This is a genomic window from Spirosoma montaniterrae (assembly GCF_001988955.1).
Classification (GTDB): Bacteria; Bacteroidota; Bacteroidia; order Cytophagales; family Spirosomataceae; genus Spirosoma; species Spirosoma montaniterrae.
This window is the reverse complement of the sequence record NZ_CP014263.1, coordinates 1,115,752-1,136,760: the sequence shown is the minus strand read 5'-3', so window position 1 is coordinate 1,136,760 and position 21,009 is coordinate 1,115,752. Positions and strand designations below refer to the sequence as shown.

Genomic DNA, 21,009 nt, shown 5'->3' with positions numbered 1-21,009 from the left:
TTGTTTATACGTAACGACTACTTTTTTTGCTGATTCAAATACTGCGATAGCAGAATATCGGGTTTGCATTCCGCTGACAGGTCTTCGGAATAGCTCAGGAGTCGTTCGGTTTCTTCAGTACCGTATTTCGGCACGAAAAGTGTCGATTGCCCATAACGTTCACGGAACACCAGCACCACAAACGGGCGACCGTTGTGCTGAATCGTGAACTCCTGCCGACCGTCGGCCTTAGCGACGCTGGCTTTGAAAATTTTGCCATCCCAGGGATGGTCGAACCCATCGAGAGCCACCAGCGACTCATTCCGGGCTTCGGGGCCAACCCGCAATAGCAGCACTTTCAACCCCTCGCCCGCCCGGTAGACTTTGCAGTAACGGCCTATCTCGGGGCGGGCTGCGCCTGGCTGGGGAGTACCTGCCTTGCCCGACTGAGCATACCCTGACTGAATGCAGCCCGGTACATACAGTAGTGTGGCGATGATGCTGATACAAATCAATCGAATCATATAGTCGGTCTGAAGAATTGGTTCAGTAATGCTTGTTTATTAGTTGGTTAGGGCTTCGTAGGCACTTTGCGGCACCTGAATCCAGAGTCGTTCGCCGGTCTTGAGCAGAAGTTCTATATCGAAGGCAGCTTCCATTTTGCCCACTCCCGATGCCGCTAAATTGTTCTCCTGATGAAGTCGATTAACAGCCTGAATGTCAGATCGACGAAACCGCAGTGCGCCGATGTTGCCTTCGTCGCGCCGGTCTTTCAGGATAAAGACGCCATCGGTCGTTAGCGAAAGTGCGAAAATGTCATAAACCGAAATCACCTCAAATCCGAGCAGCATCCCGGCGACATTCCCGACGGTTCGGGTTGCTTTCTCAGCATCGCTGATTTTGCGAAGCCAAAGCAGACCGTTGGGCCACATCTGAGCAAGGGTTTCGCCCTCATTGTAGCCATAAAATGAGCGCATAGCGGGCGTGTCGGTCTCGCGCTTTTTGATATAGAAAAAATAGTAAAGATATCCGCCCACCCCGGCAATGAGCAAAAAGCTGATAAATGACATAAGAAGATAAGGTTAAGGGTTATTTGCCACCTTTAGCCAAACCCGCCAAAATAGCATCATTCCAGCCGGGAACTTCTTTGTTGGCAGGGCCGCTCACCGTAACAGTTTGGCCGTCTGCACTCCAGGCCACTTTTATGCTCGTGGCCGTGGCTGATGGAGCCAGAACGATATTGAGTTTCTCGCCTTTAGGTCGCCAGCCATCCGAGATGTACTTGCTCCGCGCCCCAAAAAAGTCGGCGATGGTGGTCAGGTAGCCCATCGTCAGATTGAACGAATCGGGCGTTTTGGCAACGGCGGGCGCGTCGAGTTTAAAGGTGATTTTTTAGCCAGACCGTCGATCTGTTCGGTGCAGTCCGGTTTGTATTCTTTCGCCTTATCGGTTTGCACATCGTAGCCACACTTTCCGTTCAGGGTGGTGTAGCCCGCTTTGTCCGAAAAATCGACCAGCGACTGCGCCATGCGCTTGAAACTGTCGCGGCCACGGGGTTGGCTGGGCGCGGCCAGCACGCTCTCCCACATAGTGGGCGATAGATTGATAGTAAACAGTTTCTCGACAACGTAACCCGTCATCCAGACGTTACTTTGCTCGATTTTGTCAACGAGTTGCTCTTTATTTTCCTGGGCAACAGTCGGCGTACTCAAGGCAAGCAGTACAGCAAAAAACCGGATCGTGTGCTTCATGTGCGGGTTAATTTGTTCGGGGCAAAGTTCATCTGGTCTGATTGTCAATACTATACTACCAAAGTAGTATATTGGTATCTGGTGGCCTATTTGACCTACTACCTTTGTAGTATATGCAGGCAAAAGGCAATCAATTCGGTCACTGAACCTGTACTTTTACTCCACCCGAACCGCCCCGCGCCCCAACTCTTTCTGCCCGCCGATTATGCCACGCGTCACTTTTTTTCTGCTACTCACTCTCCTGTCTGGCATAATAGTGGCCTGCCGCGAGTCGAACAGACCCGCATCGTCGGGTATTTCGGTGGCTGACTCAGCGCGGGTGTTTCGGCTATTCGATAGGGCGTATGAGGTTCAGAACGCCAACCCCGACAGTGCCTACGAGTTGATTCAGCAGGCGGGCGCACTCTCGCGCCAGTATGGGTTCGATCAGGGGCTGTTTAATTATTACAATCAGGCTATGTATAACCGGGCGGCTTACCGGGGCGATTTCGCGCTGGTCAAGCGGCTCGGCGACACAGCGCTATCACTGGTGCAGGACCCCGCCCGGCAGCGGTTTCGGATGCTGATGAACTTCTCGCGGGCCATCGAGTATCAGTTTCAGGAGCAGAACGACTCGGCCATCGTTTATTACCTGCGGGCACTCGACAATCAGGTTTTCACCCGCGACACCTCGCGGGTGTCCATGATTCAGAACAATCTGGCCATTCTGTTTCATTTTCAGCAACGCGACGATCTGGCCGTTACATACCAGCAGAAAGCCCTTCAAAACGCCATTAGCCGTAACGATACCGCCCGGATTATCGGCAGCTACGTGAATCTATACGGATTTGAAATTGCCCGCGCCGACACCGCAACCGCGTTCATGTATCTAAAAAACGGCCTCGCGCTGGCGGCTGATCCCAAAACTTGGCGCGACGAAACCGAACTGTTCAAAAACGCGGGCGAGTACTACGTTGCCAGAGACCGCGTTGATTCGGCCCGGTATTACTTCACCCGATACTATGACCTGACCCGGTCGCTGTACCCTCCGGTTTATCTGGCTCAGCCGCTCATTGGCCTGGCCCAAACCGATTGGCTGGCAGGCAACATAGCGGCTACCGCAGCGCGGCTGGCGACTGTGGCCCGGCTCACCAATCCCGATTCGCTGCCCTTGCTCGACCGGCAGAATTTTTACCGGCTTCAGCATCAGTTACTGAAGAAAACCGGGCAATGGGAAGGGGCGTTGCTGGCCCTTGAACGGTATAACCGGGCCATAGCAGCGTTTCAGAATGGCGAGAAAAACCGCAAACTGGTTCAGTACGATGAACGGGTGAAGCAACTTACGCACGAAAAACAATTGGCCGACCAGCAGTACGCACTCGACCGAAAAAATAGCCTGATTGTCGGGCTGGCAGTCGTGTGTGTGTTGTTGGTAGGGCTGGCGGTTGTTCTCATGCTTTACTGGCGCAAACGTAAGATGCTGGAATCGGAGAAACTCGCCAAACTGGAACTGGAAACGGAATGGGCGCAGCTAAAAAGCCGCATGGAAGCCCAACAGGAAGAACGTGGGCGAATTTCGCAGGAACTGCACGACGAATTAGGCACGGCCCTGACGTCAATTTCACTTGCCAGCGAACTATTAAAACAGCGGGCGGAAGGAAACTCGGCGGAGGTACAGATCATTGCGCGGGCCTCGTCGGAGATGACCACCCGCATGAACGAAATCGTGTGGAGTCTGAACGTCAATAACGATAACCTACAAAGTTTGGTAGCGTATATTCGCAAGTTCTGCGCCGATTTTCTCGGCGAAGCGGGCATACAGATGATATTCTCCGAAACCATTGCCAACCCCCGGCAGGAGTTGAAGGGAATCATCCGCCGGAATGTGTATCAGTCTGTCAAAGAAGCGATTCACAACGTAGTAAAACACGCCGAAGCCTCGCAGGTCGAGCTGGCGATTGCCACGGTCGAAAACGAACTACACATCCTGATCCGCGACAACGGCAAAGGCATGACCGGCGGACCGGTTGAAAGCTGGAGCAACGGGCTGCGGAATATGCGCCGGAACATCGAGACGATAAAGGGGCAAATTAACTGGAGTGTCAACAACGGCACTCAGGTTCGGATACAAACCCCCATGACCCCATGACCATGCCCATCATTTCGGTGCTGATTGTTGAAGACAACCCCGACATTCAGTTGCTGCTGCGAACGATTGTAAGCCGCGACGACGAGTATGTCTGTGTTGGCGTGGTTGCGACCGGCACCGAAGCCCTCCGCCGAATTCCCGAACTGCTGCCCGACGTAGTGCTGATGGACATTGGCCTGCCCGACCTGAGCGGCATCGAATGCGTGCGGAAACTGAAGCCCCTTTGCCCTAACGTGGAGTTCATTATGTGTACTGTTTACGACGAGGACGAAAAGGTATTTGAGTCGCTCGAAGCGGGGGCCAATTCGTACATCCTAAAAAAAAGCAAACCCGAACTGCTGCTTACGGCCATCCGCGAAGTACACGAAGGCGGCTCACCCATGAGCAGCGACATTGCCCGCAAGATTGTGGCCAAAATGCAGCGTAGTCAACCGCCCCGCCCTGACTACCACATCACCCCCCGCGAGGCAGAGGTGCTGACTATGCTCTCCAAAGGATTAACCTACGCTGAAGTGGCCGATGGGCTGTTTATCAGCGTTAAGACTCTCAAAAAGCATATCTATAACATCTACGAAAAACTCCGGGTCGATAACAAGGTGGAGGCATTGAACAAGTTTTTCGGGAAGTACTGAAGGCGTCTTTTGACTCCATTCCAACGCTACGTTGTCCGGCGGGGTCTTAGAGCAAAATTTATGCTTATGCGCTACGTTCTTTACCTCCTCCTGTTGCTCACCGCCTGCCACCGCGCAGAGGTGGCTCCCGCTACCGAATTACGCAATATACTCTGGGGCCGCTGGATTGAATCCTCAGCCCGGCGGGACACGCTCATCTTTCGACAATCGAACAGCATACCGGCCAGCACCCGGCTGGAGGGCTATGTTACGGTCAACCGGGGCCGGGCGGATAACGGCTATGGCCAGATCACCCCTCGGCTCGGCAGCGGCATCTACCAGTTTTACGTGGAGGGTAACAAGATTTACGTCTATAATATGTTGTCCAGTATGTTCCAGTTTGCGCCGTACACGTTTCTATACAATGACCCCGGCAAGGGATTGGCTTCATCGCTGACGCCCGCGTTGAGCGTTGGTAATTTCTTTGAACTGAACGTGCGCGTACCCGAAACAGGCGTTAAAACCTTCGTGCAGTTACCTTAATCGCACAACTCCCGCGCCGTCAAGTACTTCACCATAGCCGGAGCCACAACGCTCCGGCTTTTTTGTGTCGAAAAAACACTGCTTTACGTACCGTTTCTGCCGCTTCGTGCAAAACTGGTGGCGCGATACGAATGAAAACTTTTCCTTTGGGCGTTTATTCAAAACGCTCATGAATCGGTACGTTTTCACCGGCATTCTCCTCACTTCACTTAGCATACACGCACAAACCGTTGTGTCGTCGGTGCAGGAGGTTCTAACGCTGGCCCGGCGCAATAACCCCGAACTGGTAAATGCCCGGCTCAACCGAACGGCGCAGGATCAGCAACGGAACATTGCACGGGCAGGGCTATTGCCATCGGCCCGCTTCTACACCAATTTTGATTACAACTACGCCTTACCGGTACAATTGATTCCGGGCGGTATTCTGGGCATTCCACCCGGCGAAACTCGCGCCATCCGGTTTGGTCTGCCGTTTTTTCTAACCGCTGGCGTAGAGGTCAACGCCCCTCTGCTGAACCGCCCCCTCCGCGCCGACCGGGGCATTACGGAGCAGAATCTGCGCATTATCGACGATCAGACGCTGGTGTTGCAGGACGACATTTCGACCCAAACGGCCCGCGTTTATCACGCTATGTTGCTCACCCGCTCGGCCATTGACATTACCCGGCGTAACCTGTCGGCGGCTGATACGCTGGCGCAGATTGCCCGGCAGCGGTTAGATAAAGGACTGATCGAGCCGCTCGAATATAACCGGATTCGGGCCGTGCAGCTTACCACCGCCGACGTGCTCTACCAGAACGAGTTACAGTACGTGCGCAACCAAAATCAGCTTAAATTACTGCTCGGGCTGGCCCCCGCCGACAGCCTCAGCCTCACCGAAACTCTCGACGCCCGGCCCGCTCCTGCTTCAACTGATGTTCCGGCACTACGCCCCGAACGTCCACAGATTGTGCTTCGGCAATCGCAGGTCGATTTGTCGAAACTGCAACTGAACCGCGAGCGACTCTTGCGGTGGCCTACCCTTTCGGCCTACGGACGCTATACGCAACAGGCACAACGCGACGCCGTCAATTTTCTCAACCCCAACGAACGCTGGTTTACAATTGGCGTTGCCGGCTTGCAGTTCAATTATCCAATTTATTCGGGCGGGCTACGTACCAGCAGCATCAACCGAGCCCGGCTGCAACTCAAACTCGCCGAAGCCCAGTTAGCCTACGAACAAAATAGACAGCAAACCGACACCGACGACGTCCGCAACTCGTATAATCAGGCCGTTCGGTCGCTGGAATTGAACCGGCAGAACTACGAACTCAGCAACCAGAACGTGCAGATTGCGCTGGTGAAATACCGGTCTGGATTGTTTGCCTACGACCAATACCTCAACGTGTTCAACGAAGCACTCACGGCCCAAAATAGATTCCTCAGCAATCTGTCGAACGTGTTTATTAATCAGACAATCTTACAGATACGTAATGGTGAATAGATGAAACAAATCTTGTACATATCCACCCTCCTCGCCTTCGCCGTGGCCTGCAAACGCGGTGGTGATGGCATTTCGCCCACGTATCGCGAACTGACCGAGGCCGTATATGCATCGGGCAACGTATATCCGCGTCAGGAGTACATGGTTACGGCAGATGCCACCGGGCTGATTCAGCAACGGCTTGTGAATGAGGGCGACTCCATCCGGCGAAACCAGTTGTTGTTCGTGCTCGAAAGTGCATCAGCCGATGCCCGGCGACAGGCTGCGGCTGCGGTGTTGCGGCAGTCGCAGGCGAACCTGAACGCCAACTCGCCCGTGCTGGCCGAACTCGAAGCGCAGATACGTAACGCCCGCACCCGGCTCGCCAACGATTCGATCAACTACGCCCGCTTTCGCGAACTCTATGCTCAGAACGCTACCTCCCGCGCCGAACTCGAACGCGCCGAACTGAATTATACGCTCTCGCGCAATACGCTGCGAGCACAACTCAACACGCTCCAGCGCAGTCGGAATCAGATACAGGTTGATGTAGCCAATAACCGGAGTCAGTTGGTGGTGTCGGAAGTGGCCGGGCGCAACACGCGCGTTCGCAGTTTTGTGGATGGCAAAGTGTATGAAGTCTACAAAGATCCCGGCGAATTGGTACGTCCCGGCGATCAGTTGGCCCTGGTCGGCAGTGGACAACGGCTCTATGCTCAGCTTGCCGTTGATGAAAGCGATTTTGGGCGGGTACGCATCGGGCAATCGGTTGTTCTGAAAGCCGACGTGTATCCTGATAAGGTCTTCAACGCCCGCATCACCAAACGCTATCCAAAGCTAAACCGCACCGATCAGTCGTTTCGGGTCGATGCGGAGTTCACGGATAACTACCCCGACGCCTACTACGGCCTGACGGTGGAAGCCAACATTATTATTACGCAGAAACCGCGTGTGCTCACCATTCCAAAAGCTTACGTCGTCGGCAGCGACAGCGTGTGGGTGGAAAAGGACGGCAAAAAGCAGAAAATCCGCTTCCAGAAAGGCATCGAGAATTTTGATGTTGTGGAGGTGCGGGGCGGGTTGAGCGAAACCTCACGAATTACGTTGAATGATTGAATGGCTGAATGATTGAATGAAGCCTTTGCACTCCATTCAATCATTCAACTATTCAATCATTCAATCATTCAAAAAACCATGAACCTCAACATCGTCTCCCAAATCGCTAAAACGCACCTGCTGGCTAAGAAAAAGCAGACACTCGTGGCTATGCTCGGCGTTACGTTCGGGATTGCCATGTTCATCACGATGATTTCGTTCATGCAGGGCGTCAACCAGTTTCTCGAAGACTCGGCATTAGACGCCAGCCCGCATATACGGATGTACAACAAGGTCAATACACAGCGACCGTCTATTATCGACCAGCTACGGCCCAACGGTCTGAACGTTGTGTATCGCCAGAAACCGAAGGCCGAATCGGCCCGGCTCAAGAACGGACTTATTATCGCCGACCGCATCGAACGTCAGCCGGGCGTGCTGGGCGTATCGCCCCAGGCAGCCACGCAGGTGTTCTACAACAACGGCCCCATTCAGCTATCGGGTACGATTTCGGGCGTAGACATTGACCGCGAAAATCTGCTGTATAAACTTACCACGCGCATCGAGTCGGGTGATATGAACACGCTGAAAACCAACCCCAACGCGCTGATTATGGGGTCGGGACTCGCCAGAGACCTCAACGTGCGGATTGGCGACAAAGTGACCGTGACGACCCCTACAGGCGGCACCCGTATTCTGCGCGTAGCCGCTACGTTTGGCTTCGGCATCGGCACTATCGACAATACCCGAAGCTACGGCAACCTCTCGACCGTGCAGGAAATTCTGCAAAAAGACCCGAGCTACATCACCGACATTCACATTAAGATGACCGACCCGCTACAGGCTCTGCCGTTCGGAAAGCAGCTACGGGCCATGTTTGGGTATTATACCGAAGACTGGGCCGCAGCCAACACGGCCATTCTGGCCGGTGAGAAAATCCGTAACGTCATGACCTTCGTGGTGTCGTTTACGCTGCTGGTGGTGGCGGGGTTTGGTATCTACAACATCATGAACATGACCGTCGTGAACAAGATCAAAGACATCGCCATCCTGAAAGCCACGGGTTTCGACAGCCGCGACATCGTGGCGATTTTTCTGTTACAGGCTGTATTTATTGGCATATCGGGCGGGTTGCTGGGGCTGGGCATCGGTTTCGGGCTGAGTTACCTGCTGTCGATCACGCCCTTCGATACGGGTAACGTCATCAGTCTGAAGACATTCCCCGTCATTTTTGCGGCCAAATACTACGTCATGGGCCTGGTGTTTGGCGTCACGACTACGTTGCTGGCGGGCTATTTCCCGTCCAAAAAAGCGGCAAAAGTAGACCCGGTTGCGATACTACGTGGTTGAATTATTGAATGATGGAATGATTGAATGGGTGTATTCAAACCCTTTCGGTAGTTCCGCCATTCGATCATTCCATCATTCAATAATTCAACAAATGAACTCTGTTCTATCAGCGAAACACCTCAACAAATACTTCTACGACCCCGATACGTTTCAGGTGTTGCGCGACGTGACGTTCGACGTGCAGAAGGGCGAGTTTCTGGCTATCGTGGGGAAGTCGGGCTGCGGCAAAAGTACGCTGCTGTACCTGCTGTCTACGATGGACACCGAGTACGAGGGGCAGATCGAGATGGCGGGTACGAAGCTGACGGGCCGGAGTCAGGATTTTCTGGCGCACTTCCGCAACGAACACCTCGGCTTTGTGTTTCAGTTTCACTTTCTGCTGCCGGAGTTTTCGGCCCTGCAAAACGTAATGCTCCCCGGTCTGAAACTGGGAAAGTATTCCGAGAAGGAAGTCGAAGAACGGGCGATGGAAAAACTGCGGCTGATTGGCATGGCCGAATACGCCCGCAAACCGGCCAGCAAGCTCAGTGGCGGGCAGCAACAGCGCGTCGCCATTGCCCGCGCCCTCATCAACGACCCAACCATCATCATGGGCGACGAACCAACGGGCAACCTCGACAGAGCTAATTCCGAGAACGTATTCGCTATCTTTCGGGAACTGGCCGCTGGTGGTCAGACTATTATCACCGTGACGCACGACCCCGACTTCGCGGCTGGCACCGACCGAATAATTGAAATGAGCGATGGACAGATCATCTCCGGTCACTAAGCTCCGGCAGGCGTTTCACACGCCACGCGGCTACGTTTATACGGCGGCTTTTGTAACGTCGGCTATTCGCTACGTGCTGATTTTGACGCTGTTTCCGCAGTACAACGCTACGGAACGGCTGTTTTTTGCGTCCCTTAGTTTCTTCTTCATCCTGTTGATGTGGGAGGTCATACACGCATTCAACCAGTACCTGAACCGTATTCTGCCCTTCGAGTCGGGCGTGCTGCGCCGATTTCTGATTCAGACTGGGTGCTGTTTGGTTGTGATGGTGATAATTCATACCGTGTTTATGAATCAGTTCGACCGGTATTATAAAGACTATTTTACGCCCCAGTTCGCCAGAGCCATCAAAGTAGCGTCGTACTTTCTCGATGTGCTTGTTGTGCTTGCTGTCAACACGGCTTTCTTCGGGTTTTACTTTTTTGGGCAGTGGAAAAAGAATCTGATCGAAAAAGAGACCTGGGCAAAGGAGCGGGCACTGCTTCATCAGGAACGTATCAGCGCACAATACGACAACCTCCGCAACCAGTTGAACCCGCATTTTCTGTTCAACAGCCTGTCGTCGCTCGACGGGCTGATTGACGACGACCCCGCGCTGGCCCGGCAGTTTCTACAACAACTCTCGAAAGTATTTCGCTACGTATTACAACACAAAGACCGCGAACAGGTGCCGCTGGAAACCGAGTTGTCGTTCATAAAAAACTATATATCGCTGCTGCAAACGCGCTTCAACGGCGAGTTGCAGATCGAGTGTCAGATTAGTGAGGAATCCCGCGACCGGCAGATTGTACCCGTTACGCTCCAGATTCTGATCGAGAACGCCATCAAACACAACGTCGTTAGCGAAGCACGACCGCTGGTCATCCGGCTCACCACCGAGGACGATTACCTGACTGTATCGAATCCGATTCAGCGCAAAAAACAGGTCGCTACGTCGAATGGGCTGGGGTTACAGAATCTGCAACATTTGTATGGGTTTTTAAGCAAAAAGCCCGTTTTGATTGAAGATAATGGCGTCACGTTCGCGGTTCGGGTGCCGCTGTTGGAGTAGTCAGTCGGTACCTACCCCGAATCGCTTCAAATTCTCCGACAGGGTTCTAACGCTGCACACCCACGCATTGGCACGCATGGGGTAGTCATCGCTACTGGGCGTTACCACCAGCAGGGGCGGGTTCCCCAAATCCTGTAACGCAACCGTAGTACCCCGGCTCAGCGTAGGCGCGTTCGACAGCTTGATTTCGAGGGCTACCAGTACCGTTGATCCTGACACGACAACCAAATCCAGTTCGGCACCATCGGCAGTACGGTAGAAAAAGGGCATCTGCTGCCACGGAAGCAGCGACAGCACCTGCTCGATTACGTAGCCCTCCCATGACCCACCCGCTACCGGGTTGCCCAGCAGCGATGGATAGTCAGCGATACGTAATAAATGATGAAGCATACCACTATCCCGAACATACACTTTCGGGCTTTTGGTGAGTCGCTTACCAACGTTGGTGTAATAGGGTTGCAGTCGGCGAATGAGTAAAGCCCGTTCGAGGAAGTCGATGTAAGCCGTGACGGTAGTGGACGCGATAGCCAGCGAGTTAGCTAACGTACTGTAGTTCAGCAACTGCCCCTGCCAATGGCCGAGCATGGTCAGTAACCGACCTATAAGTGCGGGTGAAGCCGTGAGTCCGAGTTGGGGCAGGTCTTTTTCGAGATACGTAGTGATAAACGAGCTAAACCAGCGTTGTTGCAGGCCATCAGACGGTGCCAGATACGACTGTGGAAAACCACCCCGAAACCAATGCTGCCCGACCGAGGCTTCGGGCAGTTCGCGAAGCAAAAACGGTGTCAGTTCCATGTAGTCGATACGTCCGGCTAATGACTCGGAGGTATTTTTCAGCAAATCGTAGGATGCCGATCCCAACAGTACAAAACGGCCCGGCTTGCGGTACTGGTCGATTAAGCCACGTAACTGAGGGAATAGGTCGGGGAGTCGATGGATTTCGTCTAAAATTACGGTTTCCTGAGCGAGGCTTTCCAGCAGTAGTCCTCTGTCGTTCTGGAAACGGGCGTGATCGGTGGGGTTCTCTAAATCGAAGTACCGGACTGGTTGTTCGGCATTTACCATCACCGACCGAACAAGGGTGGTTTTACCTACCTGCCGGGGGCCAAGTAAAGCGACTGCCGGGAAATACGTCAGCGACTCCTCTAAACGATTTTTGATAATCCGTTCAATCATATCACTAATTATTCCCGCAAATTTAGTTTGTTAAATTAAATTTGCGGGAATAATTGAATAAATTTGTTTCATGACCATCCTCCTAATTGAAGACGAACCACTGGTCGGCAAGCAACTGCTTAAGTTGATGCGGCAGTTGGAGCCAGACGCTACGTTAGCGGGACCACTGACCAGCGTGCAGGACGTAGTGGATTATCTGACCAACAACCGACCCGATCTGGTCATTGCCGACATTCAGTTAGCCGATGGCGTGAGCTTCGACGCGTTCGGAACGGTGGGCCTCAACGTACCAGTTATCTTTACGACAGCCTACGACGAGTACGCTATTCGGGCATTCAAGCTCAACAGCATCGACTACCTGCTCAAACCCATTGACCCCGATGAACTCCGGGCTGCGCTGGCAAAATATCACCGCTGGCAACCGACCGGCACCGACTTTGCCGAGCAGTTTCAGATGTTTCTGGCGCAGTTTACGGGCAGGTCGGCCACGCCTGCTTACAAGCGACGGTTCACGGCCCACTACCTCCGGCAAATTATTTCCGTATCGCAGGAGCAGATTGCCTGTTTCTGCCGCGACGAACTGATTTTTCTGCACACGACAGACGGCCAAAAGCTCATCACCGACTACCGCACACTGGACGAACTGGACGAACTACTCGACCCGGCCCGCTTCTTCCGGGCCAATCGGCAATACATTATCGCGCTGGAATCAGTAGCAGGCTACGAACCGCATTACTCCGGCAAGTTGATTGTGCATCTGAAAAAACCGAACGATTCATTAGACATCACAATCAGCAAAGAAAAAGCTGGCGCATTCCGGCAGTGGTTCGAGGGGTGAGCAACTTTACCACGAATGCATCGATAAACCCTTCCCATTCACCGCCGTAATCACGCGCCGACCCGGTTGAAGCCGATATGATTTACGAACGTCGCCCCAGAGCCGCAGGCCGGTCACGTCGGAGCCAATCGCCGTGAACCCGCCTTTGCCGTTGCCCGTCAATAACAAACCCTGCGACGCATCCTGACGGCCCATGTTTACTTCATTGGGGTAAAAATTACCCGTTACGAGTGCGTCGAGATGCCCGTCGCGGTTGAAATCGTCCAGCACGAAACTCGCGACGGGGGCCTGCTGCGCCAGTATCGGCAGTGGCTGCAACCGAAAGTTGCCATTACCGAGATTCTCGGCGTAACAGCTTCGCAATTCGGTTGCCTGCCCCGACCAGGCACCTGCCCGTTCTTCCGGCCCAAACAGTTCATCGAACGTTACCTCGGCGTAGTCGGCGTATCGCTGATATTTGCGTCTAAACTGTATAACCTGTTGATTGAGAGCCTCGCGGGGCGGTGCCGGATAGCAACGTCCTTGCAGATAGTAGCCCATGATGGGGTCCATTTGCCCGTCGTTGTTAAAGTCTTTGGCAATGATACGTACCGGCTCCGCAGCCGATGCGCGGTAAATCGTGTTCAAGCCTTCGTTCCCAAGCAGCAGATCGGGGTCGCCATCGTGGTCGAAATCGCCCGCCGACACGCAGTTCCACCAGCCGGAAGAATGAGTGAAAGAGCGAAAGAGCGAAAGAGTGAATTTTGCCTGATGATTCAGCATAAGAATGGGTGCCATCCATTCCCCTACCAGCACTACGTCGGTGTCGCCGTCGCGGTCAGCATCGAGTGGGAGCGCGTCACAGACTAAGCCGAGGTTCATCAAATCGGGAGCGACCTGCGCCGTAACGTCGGCAAAGTGCCGTACCCCGCCGGGACCCTCATCGTTTCGGAGGAGGTAGCTGCTGGCGGGCGTTGGATACCGGCCCGGAAGTTGTCGGCCCGTCAGCAGCAGATCGGCGTCGCCATCGCGGTCGTAGTCGAAAGCGCGGGCGGCCTGACTGCTCACGTTCAGGCGAGGTAGCGCGTTTGGCGATGGTGTGAGCGTGCCGCGTCCGTCGTTCAGGTAGAGCACGGGCTGGTAGGCTTCGGCTACGGTAGCCGGACGTTCGTTACCTCCGCCGACGAGCAACACGTCGAGGTCGCGGTCGGCGTCGGCATCGAAGAGCAATACATCGCCTGCTTCCAGTGGACTGTTGGTCAGCCAGTTCTGCGCCCGGAAGTTGCCGTTTCGTTCACCAAAAAACAACATACCCCCACTTCCCCGGTACGATGGTCCCACCACTACATCGGAAATGCCATCGCCGTTGAGGTCGCCAACGCCCACGGCTGGCCCACCCCGCGAAAACATTTTGTGCAGAGCGGGCGTGGTTTTGAAATCAACAAAATCAGATTCCTGATGCGTGAATGAGAACCGGCTCGTGTCAGCCTGAAAGATTGGCCTGACGTCGTTTCGCGGAGCAGCGTCAACGGCGCGGCTGTCCGACGCCCGGAATACCAATCGCTGATTGGTAGGCACCCGGTAGCGCGTTTCCCTGCGCCCGTCGGGCCAGCGCACCTGCACCGAATCGAGCCGCGTTTGTTGCCCCGCACCGACGATGATACCCGGCTGAACGGATGACAGGTATCCCCGAACAGGCTGGTTTTCATAGTGTTGCAACTGACCATTAGTCCAAACGGTCAGCGAGGCACCCAAACCGGCGCGGTTTCCCGACCCGCCGTCAAACGATACCGTTAGAAAGTTGTTTCCGCCCTGGTCGCGGGTGGTGTTCTGGAAAATAGAAGCCGCCTGGTCGATGTTGTTGACAATCAGATCGAGGTCGCCATCGCGGTCGAGGTCGGCGTAGGCGGCTCCGTTGGCATACGAGAGTTCATCTAAACCCCACGCTGCCGAAACGTCTTCAAAAGTCAGGTTAGTAGCCGAATCGCCCTGCTGGTTTCGGAATGCATAATTACGTAGCTGAACTTCCGGGATTTTGTCTACCAACTTGTCGCGTTGCTGCTGCCGGGCTTCGTCGGAGCCGAACAGATCGAACTCTTCGGTGAAGTTGATGAAATCGCGGTCGGTCACGTTTTTGCGGTAGCCGTTGGTAATAAACACGTCGCGGTGTCCGTCGAGGTCGAGATCGGCCAGCAGCACGGCCCAACTCCAGTCGGTGCGGGCCAGCCCGGCCAGCAGGCCCATCTCGCTGAAAATAGGCAGGCCGTCCTGGTTACCTGTATTCAGTTGGAGCGTGTTGCGCATGTACTGCAACTGGTAGCCATATTGGGGGCGTAGGCTTAGTTCTTTTTTGTCGTAATCCTGCCCCGCCAGCATTTGCTTCAGCCGCTGATTCGATTCGGGCAGCATATCCAACTGAAGCAGATCGGGCCGACCGTCGTTGTTCAGGTCGCCCGCGTCGATGCCCATACCAAACAGGCTCGTATGCGCTGTGGCCGAGCGAATTACGTTCGCGAACGTGCCGTTTCTCTGATTCAGGTACAGCACGTCGCTGCTCAGAAAATCGTTGGAACCATACAGATCGGGCCAGCCATCGCCGTTGAGGTCGGAGACTACCACGCCCAGCCCCAGCCCCTCGTAGCGAATACCGGCTTCGTTGGATACGTCTTCGAAGAGTGAAAGAGTGCGGGCCGCGTTCGGCAAAGAGTGAAAGAGTGAATCAATAGCACTTTCACCCTTTGCCGAACGCGGCCCGCACTCTTTCACTCTTTCGCTCTTTCGCCCTTTCGCCCTTTCGCTCATTAAATTACGATACAGCTTATCGGTCGATGGGTCCGTACCATCGTTGAGAGCAGGGCGCAGCCGATTCGGGTTTTGCAGGTCGGGGGCGGTATTGAGCAGAAAGCAGTCAAGATCACCATCGCGGTCGTAGTCGAAGAAGGCGGCCTGGGTCGTAAAGCCGGCATAGTCGAGACCGTAGCGGGCGGCTTCTTCGCGGAAGGTTGGCACGGGCGTCCGCTGGTTGATAAACAGCAAATTACGCGACTCTTTCAAGTGCTGATGAGCCGCCACGCTAACGTACACGTCGTCCCAACCATCCTGATTGATGTCCACCACCGACACGCCCGTACACCACCGGCTGGTAGTTACACCCGCCGACTCGGTTATGTCCTGAAAACGCAGCTCACCCAAACGGGTCGAATCGGTCTGATTCAGATACAGCCGACAGCTAACCTGGTTGCCGGAAAAAAACAGATCGGGCCGACCATCGCGGTTAAAATCACCCACGCCGACGCCCCCGCCGTTGTAGAAATTAGTAAATGTAAACGCATTCAGCGAATCGCTGGCCGTAATGGTATTGGCAAAATCAACTCCCGAATCGTCGGAATCGATTTTACGAAACAGCGTCGGTTTTTGGTGGCAACCGGCAAGAATCAGAAGTAACAGGGGAAGGCTACGGATGAACATTTGGCTTAGAATCGCTGAAGCAATCAGGATTGGAACCGCATCGACGGTCCGCCGATGCGGTTCCAATCTGCTAATACCCCGGATTCTGGTCTTTGATCTCGATGGCCGGGCTATTGTCTATTTCCTGTTGCGGAATGGGCAACAGTTCATGTTTGCCGCGCTGGAAGTAGGTCAGCGGTTCGGTTTTGAGCTTACCGTTCTTCCGCCAGCGTATAATGTCGAAGTTACGAATCTGCTCGGCGGCCAGTTCAACCATGCGCTCATGAACAATGGCATCGAACACCTGATCTTTGCTGGCAGCCGGGTAGTTTTTGGTTGGGTACGGCGGCAAAGCTACCGATTTCCGCGCCCGCACCTGATTCAACAGCGGCAGTGCAGCGGCAGAGTTACCCAGTTCGTTTTCGCACTCGGCCATCAGCAGCAACACGTCGGCATAGCGCATAATCCGCATGTTGATACCGCTCTGCGCATAACCGGCGTCTGTCTTATACAACACCGAATACTTCCGCCAGCTAACTTTTTGTACTTTTCCGCCCACGTTCGAGGCATTGCCCTGCACACGGTCGGCGGTGAGTACACTGGCACCGTTGTTGAACCTGTCGCCTTCCGACCAGTACGACATGGTATAGCGGGGGTCGTCTTTGGCATCGCCTTTGGCTACCGTTTCGTAAGCGTTCAGCAGTTTGTCGGACGGAATTACGTTGCGCCAGCCAATAGCCGAGTACTCTTGCGTTCGAACGGTTTCTTCCTGCACTACCGACCCGTCGCCATCGCCACCCCAGTTGTAGGCACCACCCGACGGGGCAAAGACTACTTCAAAAATCGACTCACTGTTAAATTCGCCCTCCTCATTGGTAATGTCGAGATAGTTATCGACCAGCTTATACAAGCCGGAGTCGATAATTTTTTTGAGTTCGGCGCGGGCGTTCGTGTAATCGTTCTGTTGCAGGTAGATGCGGGCCAGCAGCATCTGCGCAGCTCCTTTGGTTGCGCGGCCCAGGTCTCGGCCCGAGAACGAAGCGGGCAAACCTTTTTCGGCTTCTTTCAGGTCGGCAATAGCAAAGTCATATACTTCTTTCTGGGCAGTACGTGGCAGTGATCCGTCAACGGCTTTGGCAAATTCCTTGTATAGTGGAACAGCCCCAAAGAACGTAGCCAGTTCGTAATAGGCCCAGGCACGCAGAAAACGAGCTTCGCCCAGCAGTCGGTCGCGAACGGCTGGCGTTACGTTTTTTACCTGGCTACCTTTTTCCAGTACCACATTGGCCCGGTGAACGGCCCGATACCAGCCCGTCCAGATGCTGTTTACCAGTGAGTTGCCCGTGTCATGTACCCCAATCAGCAACTGATTGCGGGGCGTTTCGAGTTGCCCGCCCCCCGACGCCATCTCGTCGCCACGGAGATCGTGGGTAAAAAACCACTCCCGCGATACTAAGCTGTTCGACTGCACCAGGGCATAGATGCCATTGACGCCCGCCGTCAGTTCGCTCTCGTTGTTGAAATACGTATCGAACGTGACCCCATTGGGGTTCACTTTGTTCAGTTCGTCGTCGCTGCAACTCACGGCCAGGCCGAGGCTCAACGCACTAATCAAAAGTATCTTTTTCATGAATGTAGATTGTTGATTAAAAGCCAAGATTTACGCCAACAAGCAACGTGCGAGCCTGCGGATATTGGGCAAAGTCGATACCGTTGTTGAGCAGGTTGCCGCCCCGTGTTGCCACTTCGGGGTCGTAGCCCGTGTACCGGGTAAACGTCAGCAAATTGTTACTCGACACATATACCCGCACCCGGCTCATATACCCCCGCGTGGCTTTGGTCAGCACCGCCGTTGGAATGGTATAGCCGATGCTGAGGTTTTTCAGACGTAGATACGACCCGTTTTCGAGGAAGCGGTCGGAGGTACGCGAGTTCTGGTTGGGGTCACCACTGATCGAGCGGGGCACGTCGGTGTTGGTGTTTTGCGGAGTCCAGGCATTCAGCACGTCGGTAGTGGCGTTGAAAAGTCGGAGTTGTCCCTGCCCAATCACTTTTGTACCGTTATACACTTTGTTGCCCGAAACGCCCTGGAAAAACAGCGTGAAGTCGAAGTTTTTGTACGAACCCGTTGCGTTCAGGCCATAGTTGAATTTCGGGATGTAGCTGCCGAGGTAGGTGCGGTCGTTGGCATCTACGCGCCCGTCGCCGTTGAGGTCGCGGAAGCGAATGTCGCCGGGAGCGGTTTTGTCGTTTTGATAGAACGTTTTATCGTTTCCGTCGATACCATTGGCGGCAGTAATTTCGGCCTGATTCTGAAAAATACCATCGACCACCCAGCCGTAGAACGACTGAATCGGTTGCCCGGCCTCGGTGCGGGTAATGTCGAAGCCACCAAAATCTGAGTTAGAACCCGAGTTAATCGTCGCGTTGGGCGTTGCCAGACTCAGCACCTGATTTCGTACCATATCGAACACGCCTGTAGCCGACCACTGGAAGTTCTTGCCCGAATGGTTATACCCCAAAGCCAGTTCAAGCCCCCGGTTGCGAATGCTGCCTACGTTGGCAAGTGGACTTTGTGAATACCCCAGCGACGCGGGTAGCGGCACCCGTAGCAACAGTCCATCGGTATTTCGCTCATATACGTCTGCCGTCAGATTGATTCGATTGCTAAACAGCGACAGATCGAGCCCAACATCGGTGGTGTTGTTAACCTCCCAGCTTAACGCATTGTTGCTCAACACGTTAATGTAAGAACCCAACTGCGTTTGGTTGTTGAACGGATACAATGTATTGTTTGCCAGCACAAGAGCCTGCCAGTCGTAATCGCCGATGAAATTGAAGCCGGTTCGGCCATAACTGGCCCGCAGCTTCAGTTCAGAAATGGTTGGCACCGACTTCATGAATGCTTCTTCGCTGATGCGCCAGCCGACCGACACCGCCGGGAATGTACCCCATTTATTACCGGGCGCAAACTTGCTCGACCCATCGCGCCGAACCGACGCACTCAACAGATACCGCCCGCCGTATTCATAATTAATCCGGCCTACGTAAGAAATCAGCACGTTCTGGCTCAATGAACTCGATCCGTTGGGGTTCGATACGCCCTGAATGGTCTGGATATTATTGTCGGGACGCTGGCCGCTGGCCGATATATCGCGCGATTCAGCCGTTTGACGTTCGGCAATGGCCGTAGCATTGATGTAATGCTTGCCGAAGGTTTTGTCGAACGTAAGCTGATTGGTTAGCAGGGCCGAGAAAAAGGTGTTCCGGTTTTCTGATACGTTGGCGAGCGGTCGGCTGCGGTTGCCATCATTATAGATAGGCAGGAAACCGTTGAATCGCGTCGTCGAAAAGTCACCTCCGAAGGTAAATCGATAGCGCAGCCAGTCGTTAAAGCGTACTTCGGCGAAGACTGTACCGAGGAGTTTTACGCCCCGATCAATCTGAAACTGCTGTTCCTGTTCGGCCACGCGTAACGGATTTTCGGGGTCGGTAGCGTCTAAGCCTTGTGCGGTGGTGCTGAAGCCGCCCAGTTTGGTTGGGTCGCGCTCGGGCCAGTAAGGCGTCATCCGCATAATGTTCATCACTAAGCTGCGCCCGCCCCCGTCGCGCTCGAGCCGCCGGAAGTCGGTTGATGCCAGCATCGTTTGCCCAACGGTCAGAAACTTGCTGAACTTGTGGTCGGAGTTGATGCGGAAGCTTTGCCGATTGTAGTTGGTGAAGGGCAGAATTCCCTGCTGACTGAAGTTGCCCACCGACATGTAAAACCGTGACTGGGCATTTCCACCCGAAATCGACAGATGGTTGTCGGAGATGGGTGCGTTACGAAACATCACGTCTTGCCAGTCGGTATTGGTCTGGGCGAAGGTTTGCGTAGCACCTTCGTAAACGGGCGTATTCAGGTTATTGAACCGACCGGGTACGGGTTGCCCCGACGCCGTAAGCAGAGCCGTACCGTAGCGTATGTACTCGTCGCGGTCGAGCAAATCGAGTTTGCGCCAGGCCGCCTGTGTCCCATAATACGAGTCGACGTTGATGTTAATTTTACCGTTGTTCGATCCTTTTTTGGTTGTAATCAGAATCACCCCGTTAGCGGCCCGTGAGCCGTAAATGGCTGCGGCACTGGCATCTTTAAGCACTTCGAGCGACTCGATGTCTTTGGGGTCGAAGTTATTCAGCCCACCCGACGGCATACCATCGATTACGTACAAGGGGTTCGGATTCAGGCTGATAGAGCCAACCCCCCGCACGCGTACTACTGGCTCCACACCCGGACTGCTGTTGTTGACGATGCTCACGCCCGGCACCCGCCCCTGCAACGCCTGCTGCGGGCTGATGACCGGTAATGCCGTCAACTCCTTCGGCGTTACGGAAGACACAGCCGCCGTTACCGACGATTTCTTCTGGGCACCATAGCCAACGACAACATATTCTGAAAGCGATTGCACATCTTCGGCTAAGCGCATGTCGATAGAGGAGCGGTTGCCCACGGCCACCTCCTGCATGACGTAGCCAATGTAGCTGAAAACGAGCGTAGCTGTTTGTCCGGCGTTGATGCTGTAGCGTCCGTCGCGGTCGGTGGTTGTGCCCCGGTTGGTGCCTTTCACGACGACGTTAACCCCCGGCAGCGACTGATTTTGCTCGTTGGTTACTTTGCCAGTTATCTGCTGAGCGAAGGCCGTGGCCGATACCATCAGCAGTAGCAATATCCCCGGTGCACTCCGCCGGTTGGTACCATGCCTGAACAGACTCGGCCTGTTTGATTGGATAGACGTTACTTTCATAACAGTGTTGCTTTGGTGAAAAAGAATCCGGTTTTTGTCATAAAGT

Annotated in this window: 17 protein-coding genes; 9 read left to right on the top strand and 8 right to left on the bottom strand. The window is 54.3% G+C overall.

Going from position 1 to position 21,009, the window contains the following annotated elements; translation table 11 throughout:
* Positions 1-17: 17 nt before the first annotated feature.
* From AWR27_RS04915 to AWR27_RS04900, 4 genes are read right to left on the bottom strand one after another with little or no spacing between them, the layout of a single operon-like run.
* Entirely contained in the window at positions 18-503 is a 486-nt protein-coding gene (locus AWR27_RS04915; protein WP_077130167.1) for a hypothetical protein, read from the bottom strand.
* Between the two features lie 39 nt (positions 504-542).
* A complete protein-coding gene (locus tag AWR27_RS04910) occupies positions 543-1,049 on the bottom strand; it encodes a hypothetical protein (RefSeq protein WP_077130166.1) in 507 nt (168 codons plus the stop codon).
* A gap of 19 nt (positions 1,050-1,068) precedes the next feature.
* Positions 1,069-1,308, bottom strand: coding sequence for a hypothetical protein (locus AWR27_RS04905; protein ID WP_077130165.1), 240 nt, complete (start codon positions 1,306-1,308; stop codon positions 1,069-1,071).
* A 2-nt stretch (positions 1,309-1,310) separates the two neighbouring features.
* The gene (locus AWR27_RS04900; RefSeq protein WP_077130164.1) at positions 1,311-1,730 is read right to left on the bottom strand and encodes a hypothetical protein; all 420 of its coding nucleotides are present in this window, start codon (positions 1,728-1,730) and stop codon (positions 1,311-1,313) included.
* 205 nt (positions 1,731-1,935) lie between these two features.
* On the opposite strand from AWR27_RS04900, the gene AWR27_RS04895 reads away from it, so the two are divergent.
* From AWR27_RS04895 to AWR27_RS04860, 8 genes are all read left to right on the top strand, one after another.
* A complete protein-coding gene (locus tag AWR27_RS04895; protein WP_083732751.1) occupies positions 1,936-3,858 on the top strand; it encodes a histidine kinase in 1,923 nt (640 codons plus the stop codon).
* Positions 3,855-4,490 carry a response regulator transcription factor gene (locus AWR27_RS04890; RefSeq protein WP_232325976.1) on the top strand — a complete coding sequence of 212 codons (636 nt, stop codon included), beginning with the start codon at positions 3,855-3,857 and terminating at the stop codon, positions 4,488-4,490. The genes AWR27_RS04895 and AWR27_RS04890 overlap by 4 nt, the downstream gene beginning before the upstream one ends.
* Positions 4,491-4,556: 66 nt before the next feature.
* The gene (locus tag AWR27_RS04885; protein WP_077130162.1) at positions 4,557-5,012 is read left to right on the top strand and encodes a hypothetical protein; all 456 of its coding nucleotides are present in this window, start codon (positions 4,557-4,559) and stop codon (positions 5,010-5,012) included.
* A 169-nt stretch (positions 5,013-5,181) separates the two neighbouring features.
* Positions 5,182-6,495 carry a TolC family protein gene (locus tag AWR27_RS25195; protein ID WP_077133802.1) on the top strand — a complete coding sequence of 438 codons (1,314 nt, stop codon included), beginning with the start codon at positions 5,182-5,184 and terminating at the stop codon, positions 6,493-6,495.
* Entirely contained in the window at positions 6,496-7,590 is a 1,095-nt protein-coding gene (locus tag AWR27_RS25190; RefSeq protein ID WP_077130161.1) for an efflux RND transporter periplasmic adaptor subunit, read from the top strand.
* Positions 7,591-7,668: 78 nt separating this feature from the next.
* Positions 7,669-8,919, top strand: coding sequence for an ABC transporter permease (locus AWR27_RS04870; RefSeq protein WP_077130160.1), 1,251 nt, complete (start codon positions 7,669-7,671; stop codon positions 8,917-8,919).
* Positions 8,920-9,010: 91 nt separating this feature from the next.
* Complete coding sequence (locus AWR27_RS04865; RefSeq protein WP_077130159.1) at positions 9,011-9,688, top strand: ABC transporter ATP-binding protein; 678 nt, start codon at positions 9,011-9,013, stop codon at positions 9,686-9,688.
* On the top strand, positions 9,663-10,739 hold the full coding sequence (locus AWR27_RS04860; protein ID WP_077130158.1) for a sensor histidine kinase: 1,077 nt from the start codon (positions 9,663-9,665) through the stop codon (positions 10,737-10,739). Before AWR27_RS04865 ends, AWR27_RS04860 begins: the two co-directional genes overlap by 26 nt.
* Here the strand turns inward: AWR27_RS04860 and AWR27_RS04855 are convergent, their stop codons facing one another.
* Entirely contained in the window at positions 10,740-11,915 is a 1,176-nt protein-coding gene (locus AWR27_RS04855; RefSeq protein ID WP_077130157.1) for an ATP-binding protein, read from the bottom strand.
* Between the two features lie 70 nt (positions 11,916-11,985).
* On the opposite strand from AWR27_RS04855, the gene AWR27_RS04850 reads away from it, so the two are divergent.
* Positions 11,986-12,753, top strand: a complete 768-nt coding sequence (locus AWR27_RS04850; protein WP_077130156.1) for a LytR/AlgR family response regulator transcription factor — start codon at positions 11,986-11,988, stop codon at positions 12,751-12,753.
* A gap of 6 nt (positions 12,754-12,759) precedes the next feature.
* On the opposite strand, the gene AWR27_RS04845 is transcribed toward AWR27_RS04850, so the two are convergent.
* From AWR27_RS04845 to AWR27_RS04835, 3 genes are all read right to left on the bottom strand, one after another.
* Positions 12,760-16,200: a VCBS repeat-containing protein gene (locus AWR27_RS04845; protein ID WP_077130155.1), complete on the bottom strand. Its 3,441-nt coding sequence runs from the start codon at positions 16,198-16,200 to the stop codon at positions 12,760-12,762.
* 70 nt (positions 16,201-16,270) lie between these two features.
* Positions 16,271-17,809 (bottom strand): RagB/SusD family nutrient uptake outer membrane protein, encoded by a 1,539-nt coding sequence (locus AWR27_RS04840; RefSeq protein WP_077130154.1) that lies wholly within the window; start codon positions 17,807-17,809, stop codon positions 16,271-16,273.
* A 16-nt stretch (positions 17,810-17,825) separates the two neighbouring features.
* Positions 17,826-20,963, bottom strand: coding sequence for a SusC/RagA family TonB-linked outer membrane protein (locus AWR27_RS04835; RefSeq protein WP_083732980.1), 3,138 nt, complete (start codon positions 20,961-20,963; stop codon positions 17,826-17,828).
* Between the last annotated feature and the right edge of the window lie 46 nt (positions 20,964-21,009).

Bases quoted from the DNA above. Each gene is read 5' to 3' on its own strand.
- AWR27_RS04915 (WP_077130167.1), bottom strand. From the start codon at position 503: ATGATTCGATTGATTTGTATCAGCATCATCGCCACACTACTGTATGTA.
- AWR27_RS04910 (WP_077130166.1), bottom strand. From the start codon at position 1,049: ATGTCATTTATCAGCTTTTTGCTCATTGCCGGGGTGGGCGGATATCTT.
- AWR27_RS04905 (WP_077130165.1), bottom strand. From the start codon at position 1,308: ATGGGCTACCTGACCACCATCGCCGACTTTTTTGGGGCGCGGAGCAAG.
- AWR27_RS04900 (WP_077130164.1), bottom strand. From the start codon at position 1,730: ATGAAGCACACGATCCGGTTTTTTGCTGTACTGCTTGCCTTGAGTACG.
- AWR27_RS04895 (WP_083732751.1), top strand. From the start codon at position 1,936: ATGCCACGCGTCACTTTTTTTCTGCTACTCACTCTCCTGTCTGGCATA.
- AWR27_RS04890 (WP_232325976.1), top strand. From the start codon at position 3,855: ATGACCATGCCCATCATTTCGGTGCTGATTGTTGAAGACAACCCCGAC.
- AWR27_RS04885 (WP_077130162.1), top strand. From the start codon at position 4,557: ATGCGCTACGTTCTTTACCTCCTCCTGTTGCTCACCGCCTGCCACCGC.
- AWR27_RS25195 (WP_077133802.1), top strand. From the start codon at position 5,182: ATGAATCGGTACGTTTTCACCGGCATTCTCCTCACTTCACTTAGCATA.
- AWR27_RS25190 (WP_077130161.1), top strand. From the start codon at position 6,496: ATGAAACAAATCTTGTACATATCCACCCTCCTCGCCTTCGCCGTGGCC.
- AWR27_RS04870 (WP_077130160.1), top strand. From the start codon at position 7,669: ATGAACCTCAACATCGTCTCCCAAATCGCTAAAACGCACCTGCTGGCT.
- AWR27_RS04865 (WP_077130159.1), top strand. From the start codon at position 9,011: ATGAACTCTGTTCTATCAGCGAAACACCTCAACAAATACTTCTACGAC.
- AWR27_RS04860 (WP_077130158.1), top strand. From the start codon at position 9,663: ATGGACAGATCATCTCCGGTCACTAAGCTCCGGCAGGCGTTTCACACG.
- AWR27_RS04855 (WP_077130157.1), bottom strand. From the start codon at position 11,915: ATGATTGAACGGATTATCAAAAATCGTTTAGAGGAGTCGCTGACGTAT.
- AWR27_RS04850 (WP_077130156.1), top strand. From the start codon at position 11,986: ATGACCATCCTCCTAATTGAAGACGAACCACTGGTCGGCAAGCAACTG.
- AWR27_RS04845 (WP_077130155.1), bottom strand. From the start codon at position 16,200: ATGTTCATCCGTAGCCTTCCCCTGTTACTTCTGATTCTTGCCGGTTGC.
- AWR27_RS04840 (WP_077130154.1), bottom strand. From the start codon at position 17,809: ATGAAAAAGATACTTTTGATTAGTGCGTTGAGCCTCGGCCTGGCCGTG.
- AWR27_RS04835 (WP_083732980.1), bottom strand. From the start codon at position 20,963: ATGAAAGTAACGTCTATCCAATCAAACAGGCCGAGTCTGTTCAGGCAT.